This is a genomic window from Falsiroseomonas sp. E2-1-a20 (assembly GCF_051433195.1).
In the GTDB taxonomy this organism is placed as follows: domain Bacteria; phylum Pseudomonadota; class Alphaproteobacteria; order Acetobacterales; family Acetobacteraceae; genus Falsiroseomonas.
Map to the genome: position 1 here is coordinate 203,635 of NZ_JBHMFT010000006.1, position 13,234 is coordinate 216,868.

The 13,234-nt window shown below is 71.9% G+C and carries 18 protein-coding genes and 1 pseudogene; all 19 read left to right on the forward strand.

Translation table 11 applies throughout. The features are described from left to right. Positions 1-154 precede the first annotated feature (154 nt). The 19 genes and pseudogenes from ACFHPP_RS10295 (at position 155) to ACFHPP_RS10385 (ending at position 13,030) form a co-directional block, all read left to right on the forward strand. Entirely contained in the window at positions 155-844 is a 690-nt protein-coding gene (locus ACFHPP_RS10295) for a hypothetical protein (protein ID WP_437163175.1), read from the forward strand. 6 nt (positions 845-850) lie between these two features. Continuing rightward, complete coding sequence (gene gvpN, locus ACFHPP_RS10300) at positions 851-1,837, forward strand: gas vesicle protein GvpN (RefSeq protein ID WP_437163176.1); 987 nt, start codon at positions 851-853, stop codon at positions 1,835-1,837. After that, positions 1,837-2,160 (forward strand): hypothetical protein, encoded by a 324-nt coding sequence (locus tag ACFHPP_RS10305; protein WP_437163177.1) that lies wholly within the window; start codon positions 1,837-1,839, stop codon positions 2,158-2,160. The genes gvpN and ACFHPP_RS10305 overlap by 1 nt, the downstream gene beginning before the upstream one ends. Positions 2,161-2,172: 12 nt before the next feature. Then, positions 2,173-2,430: a gas vesicle protein GvpO gene (gvpO, locus tag ACFHPP_RS10310; protein ID WP_437163178.1), complete on the forward strand. Its 258-nt coding sequence runs from the start codon at positions 2,173-2,175 to the stop codon at positions 2,428-2,430. Between the two features lie 4 nt (positions 2,431-2,434). After that, positions 2,435-2,728: a gas vesicle protein GvpJ gene (gene gvpJ, locus ACFHPP_RS10315; RefSeq protein ID WP_437163179.1), complete on the forward strand. Its 294-nt coding sequence runs from the start codon at positions 2,435-2,437 to the stop codon at positions 2,726-2,728. Continuing rightward, entirely contained in the window at positions 2,725-3,255 is a 531-nt protein-coding gene (locus ACFHPP_RS10320; RefSeq protein ID WP_437163180.1) for an Hsp20/alpha crystallin family protein, read from the forward strand. Before gvpJ ends, ACFHPP_RS10320 begins: the two co-directional genes overlap by 4 nt. Beyond that, the gene (locus ACFHPP_RS10325) at positions 3,252-4,013 is read left to right on the forward strand and encodes a GvpL/GvpF family gas vesicle protein (protein WP_437163181.1); all 762 of its coding nucleotides are present in this window, start codon (positions 3,252-3,254) and stop codon (positions 4,011-4,013) included. The genes ACFHPP_RS10320 and ACFHPP_RS10325 overlap by 4 nt, the downstream gene beginning before the upstream one ends. Position 4,014: 1 nt before the next feature. Next, entirely contained in the window at positions 4,015-4,266 is a 252-nt protein-coding gene (locus tag ACFHPP_RS10330) for a gas vesicle protein GvpG (RefSeq protein ID WP_437163182.1), read from the forward strand. After that, a complete protein-coding gene (locus tag ACFHPP_RS10335; protein WP_437163183.1) occupies positions 4,263-6,335 on the forward strand; it encodes an AAA family ATPase in 2,073 nt (690 codons plus the stop codon). The genes ACFHPP_RS10330 and ACFHPP_RS10335 overlap by 4 nt, the downstream gene beginning before the upstream one ends. Then, positions 6,320-7,318 carry a GvpL/GvpF family gas vesicle protein gene (locus tag ACFHPP_RS10340; protein ID WP_437163184.1) on the forward strand — a complete coding sequence of 333 codons (999 nt, stop codon included), beginning with the start codon at positions 6,320-6,322 and terminating at the stop codon, positions 7,316-7,318. Before ACFHPP_RS10335 ends, ACFHPP_RS10340 begins: the two co-directional genes overlap by 16 nt. Before the next feature lies 1 nt (position 7,319). Then, positions 7,320-8,096, forward strand: coding sequence for a GvpL/GvpF family gas vesicle protein (locus ACFHPP_RS10345; RefSeq protein ID WP_437163185.1), 777 nt, complete (start codon positions 7,320-7,322; stop codon positions 8,094-8,096). 1 nt (position 8,097) lies between these two features. Further along, positions 8,098-8,322: a gas vesicle protein gene (locus ACFHPP_RS10350; RefSeq protein WP_437163186.1), complete on the forward strand. Its 225-nt coding sequence runs from the start codon at positions 8,098-8,100 to the stop codon at positions 8,320-8,322. Continuing rightward, positions 8,319-8,618 carry a gas vesicle protein K gene (locus tag ACFHPP_RS10355; protein ID WP_437163187.1) on the forward strand — a complete coding sequence of 100 codons (300 nt, stop codon included), beginning with the start codon at positions 8,319-8,321 and terminating at the stop codon, positions 8,616-8,618. Before ACFHPP_RS10350 ends, ACFHPP_RS10355 begins: the two co-directional genes overlap by 4 nt. Before the next feature lie 34 nt (positions 8,619-8,652). Then, positions 8,653-10,656, forward strand: coding sequence for a hypothetical protein (locus ACFHPP_RS10360; RefSeq protein ID WP_437163188.1), 2,004 nt, complete (start codon positions 8,653-8,655; stop codon positions 10,654-10,656). 344 nt (positions 10,657-11,000) lie between these two features. Further along, a complete protein-coding gene (locus ACFHPP_RS10365; RefSeq protein ID WP_437163189.1) occupies positions 11,001-11,360 on the forward strand; it encodes a transposase in 360 nt (119 codons plus the stop codon). Between the two features lie 70 nt (positions 11,361-11,430). Then, positions 11,431-11,820, forward strand: a pseudogene (locus tag ACFHPP_RS10370) (transposase); the annotation flags it as partial. Positions 11,821-11,887: 67 nt separating this feature from the next. Beyond that, on the forward strand, positions 11,888-12,154 hold the full coding sequence (locus tag ACFHPP_RS10375) for a transposase (protein ID WP_437163190.1): 267 nt from the start codon (positions 11,888-11,890) through the stop codon (positions 12,152-12,154). A gap of 268 nt (positions 12,155-12,422) precedes the next feature. Continuing rightward, positions 12,423-12,608 (forward strand): hypothetical protein, encoded by a 186-nt coding sequence (locus ACFHPP_RS10380; protein ID WP_437163191.1) that lies wholly within the window; start codon positions 12,423-12,425, stop codon positions 12,606-12,608. Next, entirely contained in the window at positions 12,596-13,030 is a 435-nt protein-coding gene (locus ACFHPP_RS10385) for a hypothetical protein (RefSeq protein WP_437163192.1), read from the forward strand. The genes ACFHPP_RS10380 and ACFHPP_RS10385 overlap by 13 nt, the downstream gene beginning before the upstream one ends. The last annotated feature ends 204 nt before the right edge of the window (positions 13,031-13,234 follow it).

Here is a 13,234-nt window from a genome sequence, read left to right on the forward strand (position 1 = left end):
AGAAGAAGCGGTAAACGCCGCGCAATTTTCAGCAGGTCGGACGGCGCCACGCTTCACGGCTGATTCACCAAGTCGCTGCTAGCTTCCCTGCTAGGCGCCCAGGACGGGTGTCGGCGCCCGGGCGCGATCCCGGTCCGGCCAGGATGCCCGGCAATTGGATTTCGGGACGCGCAGCATAAGGTCCGCCGGTATCGGCAGTGGCAGCATCGAGGTGACGCTGCCCAGCCGCCTGCGCGATCTCACCGGCCTGCCCTGCCGAATCACGCTGCGTGACGGGCTACGGCCGGAGATCGTGCTGGTGCCAGATCTGCGCCCGGCGCGGCAGGCGCTTCAGACGCTGTGGACCCGCCTCGCGCTGGCGCTGGAACTGCCGCAGGGCCCGCTGCCGCTGGCCGAGACCGGCATCGCGCTGCGCCCTGATGCGGCCCTCACACGGCTGGCCTGGACCGATGCGCTGCTGCTGGCCGCGCCGCCGCCGCATGCGCCGGAAGCCATCGCGCGGCTGTTGCGCGCGCTCGGCGTGCCCGCGGCGACGCAGGCCGGCATCGCAGCCGAGTTCGTGGATGCCTGCGCCGCCACCTTCGCCTTCGCCGCCACCGCCCTGGTACCCTGCCCCGAGGACCAGGAGGCCTGCGACATCGCCGCCGCGGCGCTCGCCGGCGCCGGGCTGGCACCCGTGCAGGGCGCGGAGGATGCCGGCTGCGACAGCTTCTGGGTCGCCGCCATGCCGCCGCTTCGCCGGTTGCGCGACCTTCACCTGGACCTGACCGCCACGCCGTCCCGCCACGCTGCACTGCGGCGCGCCTGGCGGCAGGGCGTTGCCCTCGAACTGACCGGAGACTGACCGCGCATGGCCCAAGCCCCCTCCTCCACCGCGCAGGCGGCCCTGGACAATGCGCTGCGCCTGCAACCAGGCCCGGAGCATATCCGCACGGCGGAGCTGGACGCGATCCACGAACGTGCGCTGGCCTATCTGAATGTCGGCTATCCCGTCCATTTCCGCGGCCCGGCCGGCAGCGGCAAGACCAAGCTGGCGCTGGCGCTGGCGCAGGAACTGGCGCGACCGGTGCTGCTGCTGGTGGGCGACGACACCTTCGACACGCGCAGCCTGATCGGCGGCGATGCCGGCACCCGCACCCGCCGCGTGGTGGACCGCTACATCACCAGCGTGATGAAGATGGAATCGGAAACCGCGCCGGTCTGGCTCGACCGCGCCCTGACCATCGCGTGCACCGAAGGCTGCACGCTGGTCTACGACGAATTCAACCGCGCCCCCGCATCCGCCAACAACGTGCTGCTGACTGTGCTGGAGGAACGCATCCTGGTACTGCCGAAGGCCGGGCGGGGGGAAACGGCGGTGCGCGTGCATCCCGAATTCCGCGCCATCTTTACGTCCAACCCCGAGGATCATGCCGGCACCCATGCGGCGCAGGACGCGCTGATCGACCGCATGGTGACGATCGATGTCGAAAGCTTCGACCGGGACACGGAAGTGGCCATCACCGTGGCGCGGTCCGGGCTGGCGGAGGTGGATGCGGCACGGATCGTGGACATGGTACGGGATTTCCGCCGGTCCCGCGAATGGGTGCAGCGGCCGACGCTGCGTGCCTCCATCATGATCGCGCGGATGGCGCAGCGGCTGGGGCTGCGCGTGGCGGTGGATGAGCCGCGCTTCGTGCAGTTGTGCCTCGATCTGCTGGCCAGCCGCGCCAAGCCCGGCCCGAACGGCGTGCCCGATCCGCGCCAGCGGCAGATGCTGGCGCGGCTGATCGAGCATTTTTGCGGCGCCGAGGCCGGGGTCGCGCTGCGCCCCGCGCGCGCCGGGATCGCCGCGTGATGCGCGCCGCGCCGGGCACCATCCCACCGCGCCGGTCACGCCTGGCGCGCGGCGGCGAATGCGCGACGCTCGAGGCAGTGGCCGCGGAATTCGCGCTGCTGGCGCAGCGCCGCGCGCGGCTGCAACGCCAGCTCGACCTGCTTGGCCGGCAGGCGGATGCAGCACGTGGCAACCTTTCGCGCGTCGAATCACGACTTGCCGCGCTGTCCGGCCGCATGACGCTGCCCGACCTGCGCGCGGCGGCACTGCGGTCCGGAAATCCGCCCCCTGCCGCCCCCGCGCGGCCCCGTGCCGGCGGGCGCGGCGCGCTTCTCGAATACTGAAGGATTCGCCCCATGGACCTCACCGCGATCGTCGCCCAGACCAAGCGCCAGATGGCCGCCATCACCGGCCTGTCGCCGGAGACCGTCGCGCGGTTCGACCGCGAGGAGGAAGGCTGGTGCATCGCCATCGACATGGTGGAACACCGCGCCATCCCCCGCACGAACGACCTGCTGGCCAGCTTCGAGGTGAAGCTGGACGAGCAGGGCAACGTGCTGCGCTGGAAGCGCACTGGCCGCTTCCTGCGCAGCCAGGGCGGCGAGACGGGCTGATCCGATGACCCTGCAGCACAGCGTCGCCGGATCGGGCCTTGCCGACATCCTGGAGCGGATTCTCGACAAGGGCATCGTCGTGGCCGGCGACATCTCGGTCAGCCTCGTGGGCGTGGAACTGCTGACCATCCGCCTGCGGCTGGTCATCGCCTCCGTCGACCGGGCGCTCGAGATGGGCATCCGCTGGTGGGAGGCGGATGCGGGGCTGACCGGCAAGACGGACTCGCTGCAGGCGGAGAATGTCGCGCTGATGCAGCGCGTCGCCGCGCTGGAACAGGCGCTGGAGATCCGCCGATGAGACCGCCGCGCCGCCCGCCTTCCGTCGCCCGCCGCCTGGCGGATGCGGACCGCCCGCCGCAGGCCGCAACCGGCCTAGGCGGCATCTTCCAGGGGCTGCAGAAACTGATGGAGACGTTGCAGGGCCTGTCGCAGAAGCCGGCCGGCGAGGAGGGCCGCGTTGTCTTCGGCTATTCCATCCGCACCGCGGGCGGGGAGACGCGGGCCGAGGCCTTCGGCCATGTGCCGCCCGCAGCCCCGCCGCAGGCGAGTGCCGCCGCGCCGGAGGCGAAGCCTGCCGCGCAGCAGCCCATCGTCGACGTCTTCGAGGAAGCCGAGGCGATCCGCGTGATCGCCGAGATGCCGGGCGTCGGCGCCGCCGATTTCGCGGCGCGGGTGGAAGACGGCGCGCTGGTGCTGCAAGCCGCGGATGGCCGCTGGCACAAGCGCGTGGCGTTGCCCGGTGCGGTGGATGCCTCGGGCATGACCGTGGCGGCACGGCACGGCATCATCGAAATCCGGCTGCCGCGCGCGGGGGGCGGCGCATGAGCGGCCTCTATGTCTTCGGCGTGGTGCAGGCGGATGCCCTGGCCGATGCCACCGCCTTCGGCCCCGGCCTCGGCGGGGCGCCGCTGCGCCTGCTGCCGGGCGAAGGGGGCCTGGCCGCGCTGGTGGCCGATGCGCCGGCGGAGCCGCCGGAAGCCACGCGGCGCAACATGCTGGGCCATACCGCCGTGCTGGAACGCGCCATCGCGGCGGCGGATGTGCTCCCGGTGCGCTTCGCCACCGTGGCGCCGGATGCCACGCGGCTCACCGGCTGCCTTGATCGAAACGCGGAAGCCTTCCGCATGGCGCTGGCGGCGATTGCCGGGTGCATCGAGCTCGGCGTGAAGGCGAGCTGGCAGGAGGGCGTGGCCTTCCGCGACATCCTCGACGCCGATGCCGGGCTGCGCGCGCTGCGCGACCGGCTGCAGAACCGCCCGGCGACGCAAACCTACCAGGAGCGCATCGAGCTGGGTCGCCGCGTCGAAGCGGCGATGAACACGATGCGCGATCGCGACGCGGCCCTGCTCGCCGCGCGGCTGGACCCGCTGGCAGAACGCAGCCTCGCGCTGAAGCCCGTGGATGACAGCATGGTGCTGAACCGCGCCTTCCTGGTGAAGCGCGACCGCGAACCGGCGTTCGACGCGTCGATGCGCGAGCTGGGCGAGGCGCAGGGCGCGCGGATGAGCTTCCGCTACATCGGCCCCGTGCCCCCCTACAACTTCGTCACGCTGCGCGCCGACTGGCTGGGGGAGGCCGCGTAGCATGGGGCTGTTCAAGCTGCTCACCTTGCCCGTCGCCCTGCCGCTCGGCGGCATCGAATGGTTGGCGCGGCGTGTCGATCAGGCGGTGGACGCGCAATGGAACGACCCGAAGCGCATCGAATCCGCGCTGATCGCGTTGGAACGGCGGCTGGAGGCCGGGGAGATCGACGAGGCTGCCTTCGAGGCCGCGGAAGCCGGGCTGCTGCGCGAACTGCGCGAGATGCGCGCGCGCCTGGCGGCGCAGGCCCCATGAAGCTTCTGGTAGACCCGGCGCGGGCGGAGGAAGCCGGCCGCGGCATCGCCCGGCTGGATGCGGCGGACATGGCAGCCCTCGGCCTGGCGCCGGGCGCGCTGGTGGCGCTGACCGGCGCGCGCACCACCCATGCCCGCGCCCTGCCGCATCGGCCCGGCACGCGCGCGCCCGGTCGCATCGCACTGGATGGCGCGACGCGCGGCAATGCCGGGCTGGGCCTGGGCGATGCGGTGCAGGCCGCCGCCGCACCGGAAGCGGTGCCGGCCGAGCGAATCACCCTGGCCGGCCAAGCGGTGAACGAGGCGCTGCTGCGCCGCGCGTTGGAAGCCGTGCCGCTGGCGGCTGGGGAATCCTATCGCTTGGCGCTGATGGGCGGCAGCGACCGGCCGGTGCGGGTCCTGGCGGTCGACCCGCCCGGGCCGGCGATGCTGGTGGCCACCACGCGCATCCTGCTAAAGAAGGCGGCAGCAGCCCCCCGCGCCGGCCTGCGCTACGAGGAAATCGGCGGCCTGTCCCGCGTGCTGGATCGCGTGCGGGAAGTGGTGGAACTGCCGCTGCGCCACCCCGCCGCCTTCGCCGCACTCGGCATCACCCCGCCCCGCGGTGTGCTGCTCTCCGGCCCGCCCGGCACCGGCAAGACGCTGATCGCCCGTGCAGTGGCGACCGAGACCGGCGCGCATTTCATCGCCATCAACGGGCCGGAGATCGTCGATCGCTTCTACGGCGCCTCCGAACAGCAATTGCGGAAGTTGTTCGAGGAAGCGCAGCAGCGCGCGCCTTCCATCATCTTCATCGATGAGCTGGACGCCATTGCGCCGAAGCGGGATGCAATGTCGGGCGAGAAGCAGGTGGAACGCCGCATCGTCGCGCAGTTGCTGACGCTGATGGATGGGCTGGCCGGACGAGGGGAGGTGGTGGTGCTGGCCGCCACCAACCTGCCGGACAGCCTGGACCCCGCCCTGCGCCGCCCCGGTCGCTTCGACCGCGAAATCCGCATCGCCCCTCCGGATCGCGACGGACGGCGCGAGATCCTGGCGGTGCACAGCCGGACCATGCCGCTGGCTTCGGATGTGGATCTGGATGCGCTGGCGGAGGCGACGCCTGGCCATGTCGGTGCCGACCTCGCGGCACTGTGCCGCGAAGCCGCGATGGCGGCGCTGCGCCGGGCCGGCGCGCTGAACCCGGATGGGCTGGCGCTGGCCGTGGAAGTCCTGGTGGTGACGGCGGCGGATTTCGGCGAGGCACGGCGCGTCGTCACCCCCTCCGCGTTGCGCGAAAGCTTCGTCGAGATCCCGAATGTCCGCTGGGCCGAGGTGGCCGGCGTGGAGCCGGTGCGGGAAGCGTTGCGCCGCGCCGTCGAATGGCCGCTGCGGCGGCCGCAGGCCTTCGCACGACTTGGGTTGCGCGCGCCGCGCGGCGTGCTGCTGCATGGCGCGCCGGGCACCGGCAAGACGCTGGCGGCCAAGGCGCTGGCGACGGAAGCCGGCGCCGCCTTCATCGCCGTCCGCGCGGCGGAAATGCTGAGCGAATGGCAGGGTGCCAGCGAAAAGGCGCTGCGCGAGGCCTTCGCCCGTGCCCGCGCCGCCACGCCCTGCATCCTGTTCTTCGACGAGATCGACGCCATCGCCGGCCGTCGGGGCGGCGGCGAGGGTGCCACCATCGAACGCATGGTGGCGCAGCTATTGGTGGAGATGGACGGCATCGCCGATCCGCCCGGCGTGGTGGTGCTGGGCGCCACCAACCGGCTGGACCGGCTGGACCCGGCGCTGCTGCGGCCCGGGCGGTTCGACCTGCTGGTGGCGATGCCGCAGCCCGATGCCGTCGCGCGCCGCGCCATCCTGGATGTGCATGCCGGCCGCATGCCGCTGGCGGCGGATGTGGATTGCGCCGCGCTGGCCGCGGCCACGGATGGCTTCGTCGGCGCCGACCTCGCGGGCCTCTGCCGCCGTGCGGCGCTGGAGGCCCTGGCACGTGCCGGGGAAGGACAGGATCCGGACACCGTTTCGGCGTCCGATTTCGCGCTCGCGCTGACCGCGCAGAAGGAAACCAGATCATGGACAAGCCCCTGAGGTTCCTGGGTGCCGCCCCGGCCGAGGGCGCGGCGGCCCTGGCCGCCAGGCTGGGGGCGGATGTGCGGGTGATGCCGCTCGGCGCCGTGGCCGCGTTGCTGCAGCCGGGCGATGCGCCGCTGCGCCGCCTGTTCATCAAGCGCGACCGCGCCGCCCTGCTGCGGCAGTTGAAGACGGTGCAGACGCGGCTGGAGGTGGCCTGCCAAGCGGGCCCCTTCCTGGCCTGCGACCCCGGCGCCGCCACCTGCCCGGAAAGCGAGCTGCGCGCCCTGCTGGAGGCAGCGGCGGAGGAGCTGGAGGCCGTGCTGGCCCGCTTCGGCCGCCGCCACCAATGGGATGTGATCCTGCGCTGGGCGCCGGAGGCAATCCTGCGCGAACACCGCATGGTCCTGGTCGCCAGCGGCGCCGGCATGGCGCTCGCCATCAAGGATGTGCTGGCGCGCGAGGTGGCGCAGCGCAGCCAGGCGCTGCGCCAAGCGCTGGCGCCGCATGTCATCGCCATCGGCGACCAGGCGCCCTGCGCCGGGGATGGAGAGGCTGGCGCCACCGTCATCATCCGCGCCGGCGTGGATGCTGCGATCGAGACCGCGCTCGGCGCGCTGCCCGAAACCGCGACCCGGCATGCGAGCTGCGACCTGCGCGGCCCGCTGCCGCCGCTGGCCCTTGGCGCACTGCGCATCGCCCGGACGGAACCGAAGGAGGTGGCCGCCGCCTGGGCATTGCTCGGCCTGCCGGAGCGGCTGGAGCCGGCGGAACTCACCCAGCTGTGGCGCGGCCTGGCCGCGGCGTTGCACCCGGACCGCCAGGGTCCGCGCGCCGATGCCGCCGCCATGGCGCAGGCCAGCGCCGCCTATCGCCTGCTGCGGCAGGAAGCGGCGCGGCAGGGTGGGGGACCGCTGGACCGCCAGGCGGTGCTCGCCCGCGCCGGGTCCTACCTCGCTCTGCCCGATCATCTGCCCGATGCCCTGGCAGAGGCTGCGTGACATGACGGAAGCGCTCTATGCCTATGCCGTGGCCCCCACCGGCAGCCTGCCGGACCGGCTGGACATCGATGGCATCCTGCCCGGCGCGATGGTGCTGGCGCTGGACGAAGCCGGGCTGACGGCCCTGGCGAGCACCGTGCCGCGGGAGGCCTTCGAAGCCGGGCCGGGCTGCCGGATGGAGGACGCGGATTGGCTGGCCGACCGCGCCGCCGCGCATCACGGCGTGGTCGCCGCCCTGCCCGGCACGGTGCTGCCGCTGGCCTTCGGCGCGGTGTTCTCCGGCGAGGCGCCGCTGCGCGACTGGCTGCGGCAGTGCGCGCCGCGCCTGTCCAGCGCCCTGGCCGCCGTGTCCGGCTGCACCGAATGGGCGGTGACGCTGGAGGAGGATGCAGTCCGGCACGGCATCTGGTTGCGCGAGGCCGACCCGGCGCTCGCCCGGCTCGCCAGCCAGGCGGATCGGGCCAGCCCCGGCACCGCCTTCCTGCTGGCGCGCCGGCTGGACAAGGCACTGGCCGCCAGCCGCCAGGCGCGGCTGCAGGACACGGCGCAGTCGCTCGGCCGGTTGTTGCTGGCGGAGGCGCGGCATCTGGCGCCATCCCGCCCGCGCAACGGCGCGGTGGCCGGCTGGTCCGCCCTGCTGGGGCAGGCTGCGCAACACCGGCTGCGTACGGCACTGGAGGCGGAGGCGCTGGCGCTGTCCGGCACCGGCCTCAGCCTCAACCTCTCCGGCCCCTGGCCGCCCTATGCCTTCGCGCGGGAGGCCATGTCCGATGCCTGACATGGCCGACTCCCTGCCGCGCCAGCCCCTTCCTGGCCCGGCCGCGCCACAGCAGTCGCTGGTCGATGTGCTGGACAAGCTGCTGGATACCGGTGTGGTGCTGGATGGGCAGATCGTGATTTCGCTGGCCGGCGTGGACCTGATCCATATCGGCCTGCGCGCGCTGGTCGCCTCCGTCGATACCGCGCAACGCCTGGTGGCGGCGCAACCGCGGAGCCCGGCATGAGTGGCGTGCACGCCGAGGCGCCCGCCCCGCCTGTCTTCCGCTTCGCATTGGATCCGGCCGATGCCGAACGCGACCTGGCGCGGCTGGTGCTGACGCTGGTGGAACTGGTGCGGCGGCTGCTGGAATCCCAGGCGCTGCGCCGCATGGAAGCTGGCACGGTGACGGAGGATGAGGTGGAGCGCCTGGGTGCCGCGCTGATGCAGACGCGCGGTGCCGTGCTCGGCCTGTGCGTCCGGCTCTCCTTGCAGCCGGAGGAGCTGAACCTCGATCTCGGGCCCTTGGGACGTCTGCTATGATCGCTGCCGGGACGCCTTCGGGCGCGATGAAGCGATGACAATGAAGACCGCGCCAAGGGCGCCAAGCCTGGCGCCGAAGCCGGCGTCGAAGCTGGAGTCGGGCCGGCTGGGGCCGGAGGGGCTAGCGGCCGCCTGCCTGCTGGCGCTGGGCGCCGGCATGCTGGGCGTGGCGCAGGAAGGCGGTGCGGCGGCGGGCTGGGCGCCGCTGGCTGCCGCCGGCCTGGGCCTGGCGGCAGGATTGGCCGGGCTTGCCGGGCTGTGGCGCCGCAACCGCGCGCCACCGCAGCCCCTGCCCGCCCCGCCGATGCCGGACGGCTCCACCGAAGCCATCGCGGCGCTGCTACGAACGCTGACCGCGGAAATGCTGCGGCTGAAGCGTGATGGCGCCGAGGTCACCCGCACCTTGTCGCGTGCGGGGGAAGCCGGCGGCCGCATGGCGGAAGCCGCGGCCACCGCCACCTCCCGGCTGGAGGAAAGCGCCGAAAGCAGCGCCATCGCCGCCCGCGCCCTGGCGCTGCTGCCGGGATTGGCTGATGCCCAGGCGCACCGGATCGAGCAGATGTCCGCCCGCGCCGAACGGGCGCTGTCAGTTTTCCCGGAAGGCATGGCCGCGCGGCTGGACCGGCTGCCGCAGGAAGTGACGGTGGCGCTGGCAGCGCCGCTCGATGCCTCGATCAATGCGGCCGAAGCGCGGCTGGCTGCCCGCCTGGCGCCGCACCCGGCCGAGGATCAGGCGACGACAACGCGCCTGGCCGGCGTGGCGCAACGGCTGGAACGCGCCGGCACGGCCATGGTGGGCCTGGGCGAGATCCTGCCGCAGCGGCTGGACCAGGTGGCCGCCACGCTGGAATCCCGCCTCGATGCCGCCATGCCGCCGCTGCTGGCGCGGCTGGAAGCGCTGGCCCGGCCGCTGGAGCAGGCCAGCACGACATTGCTGGCCGACCTGTCCAGCCTGGCCGCGCAGGCCGAGGCGATCGGTACCGCCGCCGCCACCATGCGCATGCAGGCCGAGGCGGCGCCCGATACCGCGGCCGCGGACAGTCTTCGGGCCGGAATCGCGCGGCTGGACGCCACTGCCGCACAGCTTGCCGCGGCAGGCGAGGCGGTGACGACGCAGATGGCGGCGCAGATAGGGGTGGCAACGGCCGCGCTCGGCCTGCAGGCTGACCGGATCGGCGACAGCCTCCCCAGCCTCGATACCCGGCTGGCCGAGAGCGCGGTTCGCATCGACGAGGCAACGGAAGCCCTGCGGCAGGAGGCATCGAGCCTCGGCCTGATGGCACCGGCGCTCGAATCCCAGGCGCAGATCGCCACGGCCGGTATCGGCGCGGCCACGGCCGCCCTGCACCAGGAAGCGACCCGGCTGGAGACGCTGGGCAGGTCTGCGGAGGCGCATCTGCGAACGCTTGACGCCGCTCAGCCCTTGCTGGAGGCGGCGATGCAGGGGCTGGCGGTCTCCACCGGTGCGCTGGATGATGTGGGCCAGCGCCTGCGCCCGGCGACGGAGGCACTGGCCCACCTGGCCGGACAACTGCCGCAGACCTGCGCGGCGCTGGAACGCGCCAGCGAAGCCCCGGCCCGCGCCGCGGACCGGCTGGCCAGCGCGGCGCAGGCGCTGGAGAAGGTGGCCAGGCAACCCACCGAGCCCGAGCCCGCGGCGTTGCTTGCGCCGTTGCGCGCGGGGGCGCCCGAACCGGTCGTGGAACCGGCGCCCGCTACGCCGCTGGCCCGGAGCATCGCCTCCTCCATCCTCGGTAGCCTGGCCACGAAGGAGGAACCAGCCATCGTCGCGACGCTGTTGCGCCTCGATGGCATCGGCAACGATGTAGAAGCCCTGCTGCGCGGCACGGAGGGCATGGTGGCAGGCACGGATGCGCCCGCCATGTCGCACCGCCTGGCCCAGCACGCTCCTGAACTGCTGGAGACGCTGGACCAGACCATCCGCAGCCTGCAATCGGTCGCCACCGCCATTGCGGTGGCCGCCGATCGAGGCCTGTTGGAAAACAGAGGGGCAACGCGGCACGGCATGACAGGATGAAGTCGCGGGCCCGGAGCGCCGGCTGGCCGACGACCAGCGCCACCATCTCCGGCCCACCGCCATGGCAGGCGCCGTGTTGGACGGCCGTGCCGGTGGCGCCGTGGACGATGCGGATCGAACCAGAGTAAGCGCCGGAGACAAAATCCCTCGATGAAGCGGCCGGATTGTCTGGCTGCGCCGGTGTAAAATTGCATCGGGGTGAAGCTCCTTGCGGTCAGCGCAGAGCGCTGGGGTATGAAGCTTGTGTACCGGCGTGGAGAAAAAGGCCCCCATGGAGGGGTGCGCCCCTGGGGGTGGACAGTCTGGGCGATTTGAATTGACCCTCCTGGCCGGGCTTCCAGAGGATGGAAGTCATGACGAAGCATCGGTCGCACAGCGCGGCGTTCAAGCGGCAGGTTGCCGAGGAGTTCATTGCCGGGGAGACACTGCAGGCCCTGGCGCAGCGGCATGACATCTCGCGGCAGCTGATCCGGATCTGGGTCGGCGAGTTCGAGGCGGGCGCGCTCGATGGCGACGTGCAGGCGGCCGACCTGCTGCAGGAATTCGAGGCCAAGATCGCGGCGCTCGAGCGGATGGTCGGGCGGCAGGCGCTGGAGATCGAGTTGCTAAAGGGGGCTTTGAAGCATGCTCCCCGGCCGAGAAGCGCGAGCACCTCCGTCGTCACCGGCCCCGTGGTCTCTCCGTCAGCCGAGGGTGCGCGCTGATGGGCCTCTCGCGCTCCACCTTCTATGATCCTGCGCCCACACGCTGGACGCGGGCGAGGTCCTCGGCCGGATCGGCGCGATCTGTGACGAGTTCGAGTGCTACGGCTACCGTCGCGTGGGCGCCGCCCTGCCTCACCAGGGCATCGTGGTGAATGGCAAGAAGCTGCGGCGCCTGGTGCGCGAACACGATCTTCAGCCGAAGCGACGGCGGCGTCATGTCGTGACGACCGACAGCGACCACGCTGGGCCGATCTTCCCGGACCTGGCCAAGGATGTCGTGCCCGAGCGCCCGAACCAGCTGTGGGTCGCCGACCTGACCTACGTCGCCATCCCGGGCGGCTTCGTCTACCTGGCTGCCATCCTCGACGCCTGGTCGCGCAAGGTCGTGGGCTACGCGATCAGCCGGTCGATGGATGCCCGCATCGCCGTCGCCGCGCTCAAGGCGGCGATCCGAGGCCGCAGCCCGCCCCAGGGCTGCATCATCATTCCGACCGCGGATCGCAATATGCATCGGAGATGTACCCGCGTTGCTGACCGCCCACGGCCTGGCGGGCTCGATGAGCCGCGGGGGCAATCCCTACGACAACGCCAAGGCCGAGAGCTTCATGAAGACGCTCAAGGTCGAGGCCGTCTACCTCGCGGCCTACGAGACGTTCGAGGACGTCACCGCCGAGCTGCCGCGCTTCATCGACGAGGTGTACAACGAAAGGCGATTACATTCCGCCTTGGGCTATCTCAGCCCCGCCCAGTTCGAGCATCAACACGCCCGCCAGACGGTCAAAACAGCAGCCTGAAACCGTCCACCCCAGGGGCGCACTCCACAGTTGAGTGGGTTCACGTTAGCTCTCGGAGTTGCTGGGGGTCGCCTCCCCCACTCGGATCGTTCGAGGCATGGTCGGATTGGGTGCGGGGCGCGCTGCTCTGGCTGGACCAAGCCGATCCCGTGGCCACCCTTGATGTGGTCAGGGCGCAGGACCCGCGGCTCGATGCCATCACCGCCCTGCTCAGCTAATGGCACGAGCACCTCGGCACCTGTGACGTCACGGTGCGCGATATCATCGAATGCGCGACTGCCTGTCCGGCCGCGCCTGCCACGCGGTGGAGCTGTCGCCGGCCTATGTCGATGTGGCGGTGCTGCGCTGGCAGGCCTTCACAGGGCAGCAGGCGGTGCTGGAGGCCGATGGCGGGTCCTTTGCCGAGGTCACCACGGCACGTGGCGTCGAGGAGGCTGTGCCATGCAGGGCGTGACCTACGTGCCGACCGACGAGCAGCGGCGCACCGTGCGCGCCATGTCCGGTCTCGGCATCCCCCAGGACGACCTCGCCACCTTCCTGGACATCGACAAGAAAAAGCTGCGCAAGCACTTCCGGCAGGAACTCGACCGCGGCTCGGTCGAGGCGGCGACGAAGGTGGCGCAGAGCCTGTTCCGGATGGCGACGGATGGCGGCTCGGTCGCGGCGGCGATCTTCTGGATGAAGGCGCGCGCCGGCTGGCGCGAGAAGCACGATGGCTCGGGCGGTGCCTCCGGCGATCCGGCGGACAAGTCGATCGAGGTCCTGTTCCACATCGTGGATCCGAAGGAGCCAGGGCCACCGCGGCCGATCATTGAGCCGGATTTCGACCAGCCGATCTCCGGCCTGCCGCAGCTCGACGGTCGCGAGCGCGACTGACGGCGCATGTTCAACACCGACCAACGACCATTGATCGGTGGTGAACAGGGGCGGACATGGCTCGCGTCGAGGGTTCTGGCAAAACCTTTTTCTTCTTTTGGGGTGGGCCTCAGGGTTATCGTGCAGCCCTGTGCAGGAGGTGGGCCAGCGGTCGCGCTCAAGGCTTCCGGCGGACGCAGTTCCGCAACCATCTGGGTGCATTAA

Coding starts and splice junctions, on each gene's coding strand:
- gvpN (WP_437163176.1), top strand. CDS start 851: ATGGCCCAAGCCCCCTCCTCCACCGCGCAGGCGGCCCTGGACAATGCG.
- ACFHPP_RS10305 (WP_437163177.1), top strand. CDS start 1,837: ATGCGCGCCGCGCCGGGCACCATCCCACCGCGCCGGTCACGCCTGGCG.
- gvpO (WP_437163178.1), top strand. CDS start 2,173: ATGGACCTCACCGCGATCGTCGCCCAGACCAAGCGCCAGATGGCCGCC.
- gvpJ (WP_437163179.1), top strand. CDS start 2,435: ATGACCCTGCAGCACAGCGTCGCCGGATCGGGCCTTGCCGACATCCTG.
- ACFHPP_RS10320 (WP_437163180.1), top strand. CDS start 2,725: ATGAGACCGCCGCGCCGCCCGCCTTCCGTCGCCCGCCGCCTGGCGGAT.
- ACFHPP_RS10325 (WP_437163181.1), top strand. CDS start 3,252: ATGAGCGGCCTCTATGTCTTCGGCGTGGTGCAGGCGGATGCCCTGGCC.
- ACFHPP_RS10330 (WP_437163182.1), top strand. CDS start 4,015: ATGGGGCTGTTCAAGCTGCTCACCTTGCCCGTCGCCCTGCCGCTCGGC.
- ACFHPP_RS10335 (WP_437163183.1), top strand. CDS start 4,263: ATGAAGCTTCTGGTAGACCCGGCGCGGGCGGAGGAAGCCGGCCGCGGC.
- ACFHPP_RS10340 (WP_437163184.1), top strand. CDS start 6,320: ATGGACAAGCCCCTGAGGTTCCTGGGTGCCGCCCCGGCCGAGGGCGCG.
- ACFHPP_RS10345 (WP_437163185.1), top strand. CDS start 7,320: ATGACGGAAGCGCTCTATGCCTATGCCGTGGCCCCCACCGGCAGCCTG.
- ACFHPP_RS10350 (WP_437163186.1), top strand. CDS start 8,098: ATGGCCGACTCCCTGCCGCGCCAGCCCCTTCCTGGCCCGGCCGCGCCA.
- ACFHPP_RS10355 (WP_437163187.1), top strand. CDS start 8,319: ATGAGTGGCGTGCACGCCGAGGCGCCCGCCCCGCCTGTCTTCCGCTTC.
- ACFHPP_RS10360 (WP_437163188.1), top strand. CDS start 8,653: ATGACAATGAAGACCGCGCCAAGGGCGCCAAGCCTGGCGCCGAAGCCG.
- ACFHPP_RS10365 (WP_437163189.1), top strand. CDS start 11,001: ATGGAAGTCATGACGAAGCATCGGTCGCACAGCGCGGCGTTCAAGCGG.
- ACFHPP_RS10380 (WP_437163191.1), top strand. CDS start 12,423: ATGCGCGACTGCCTGTCCGGCCGCGCCTGCCACGCGGTGGAGCTGTCG.
- ACFHPP_RS10385 (WP_437163192.1), top strand. CDS start 12,596: ATGCAGGGCGTGACCTACGTGCCGACCGACGAGCAGCGGCGCACCGTG.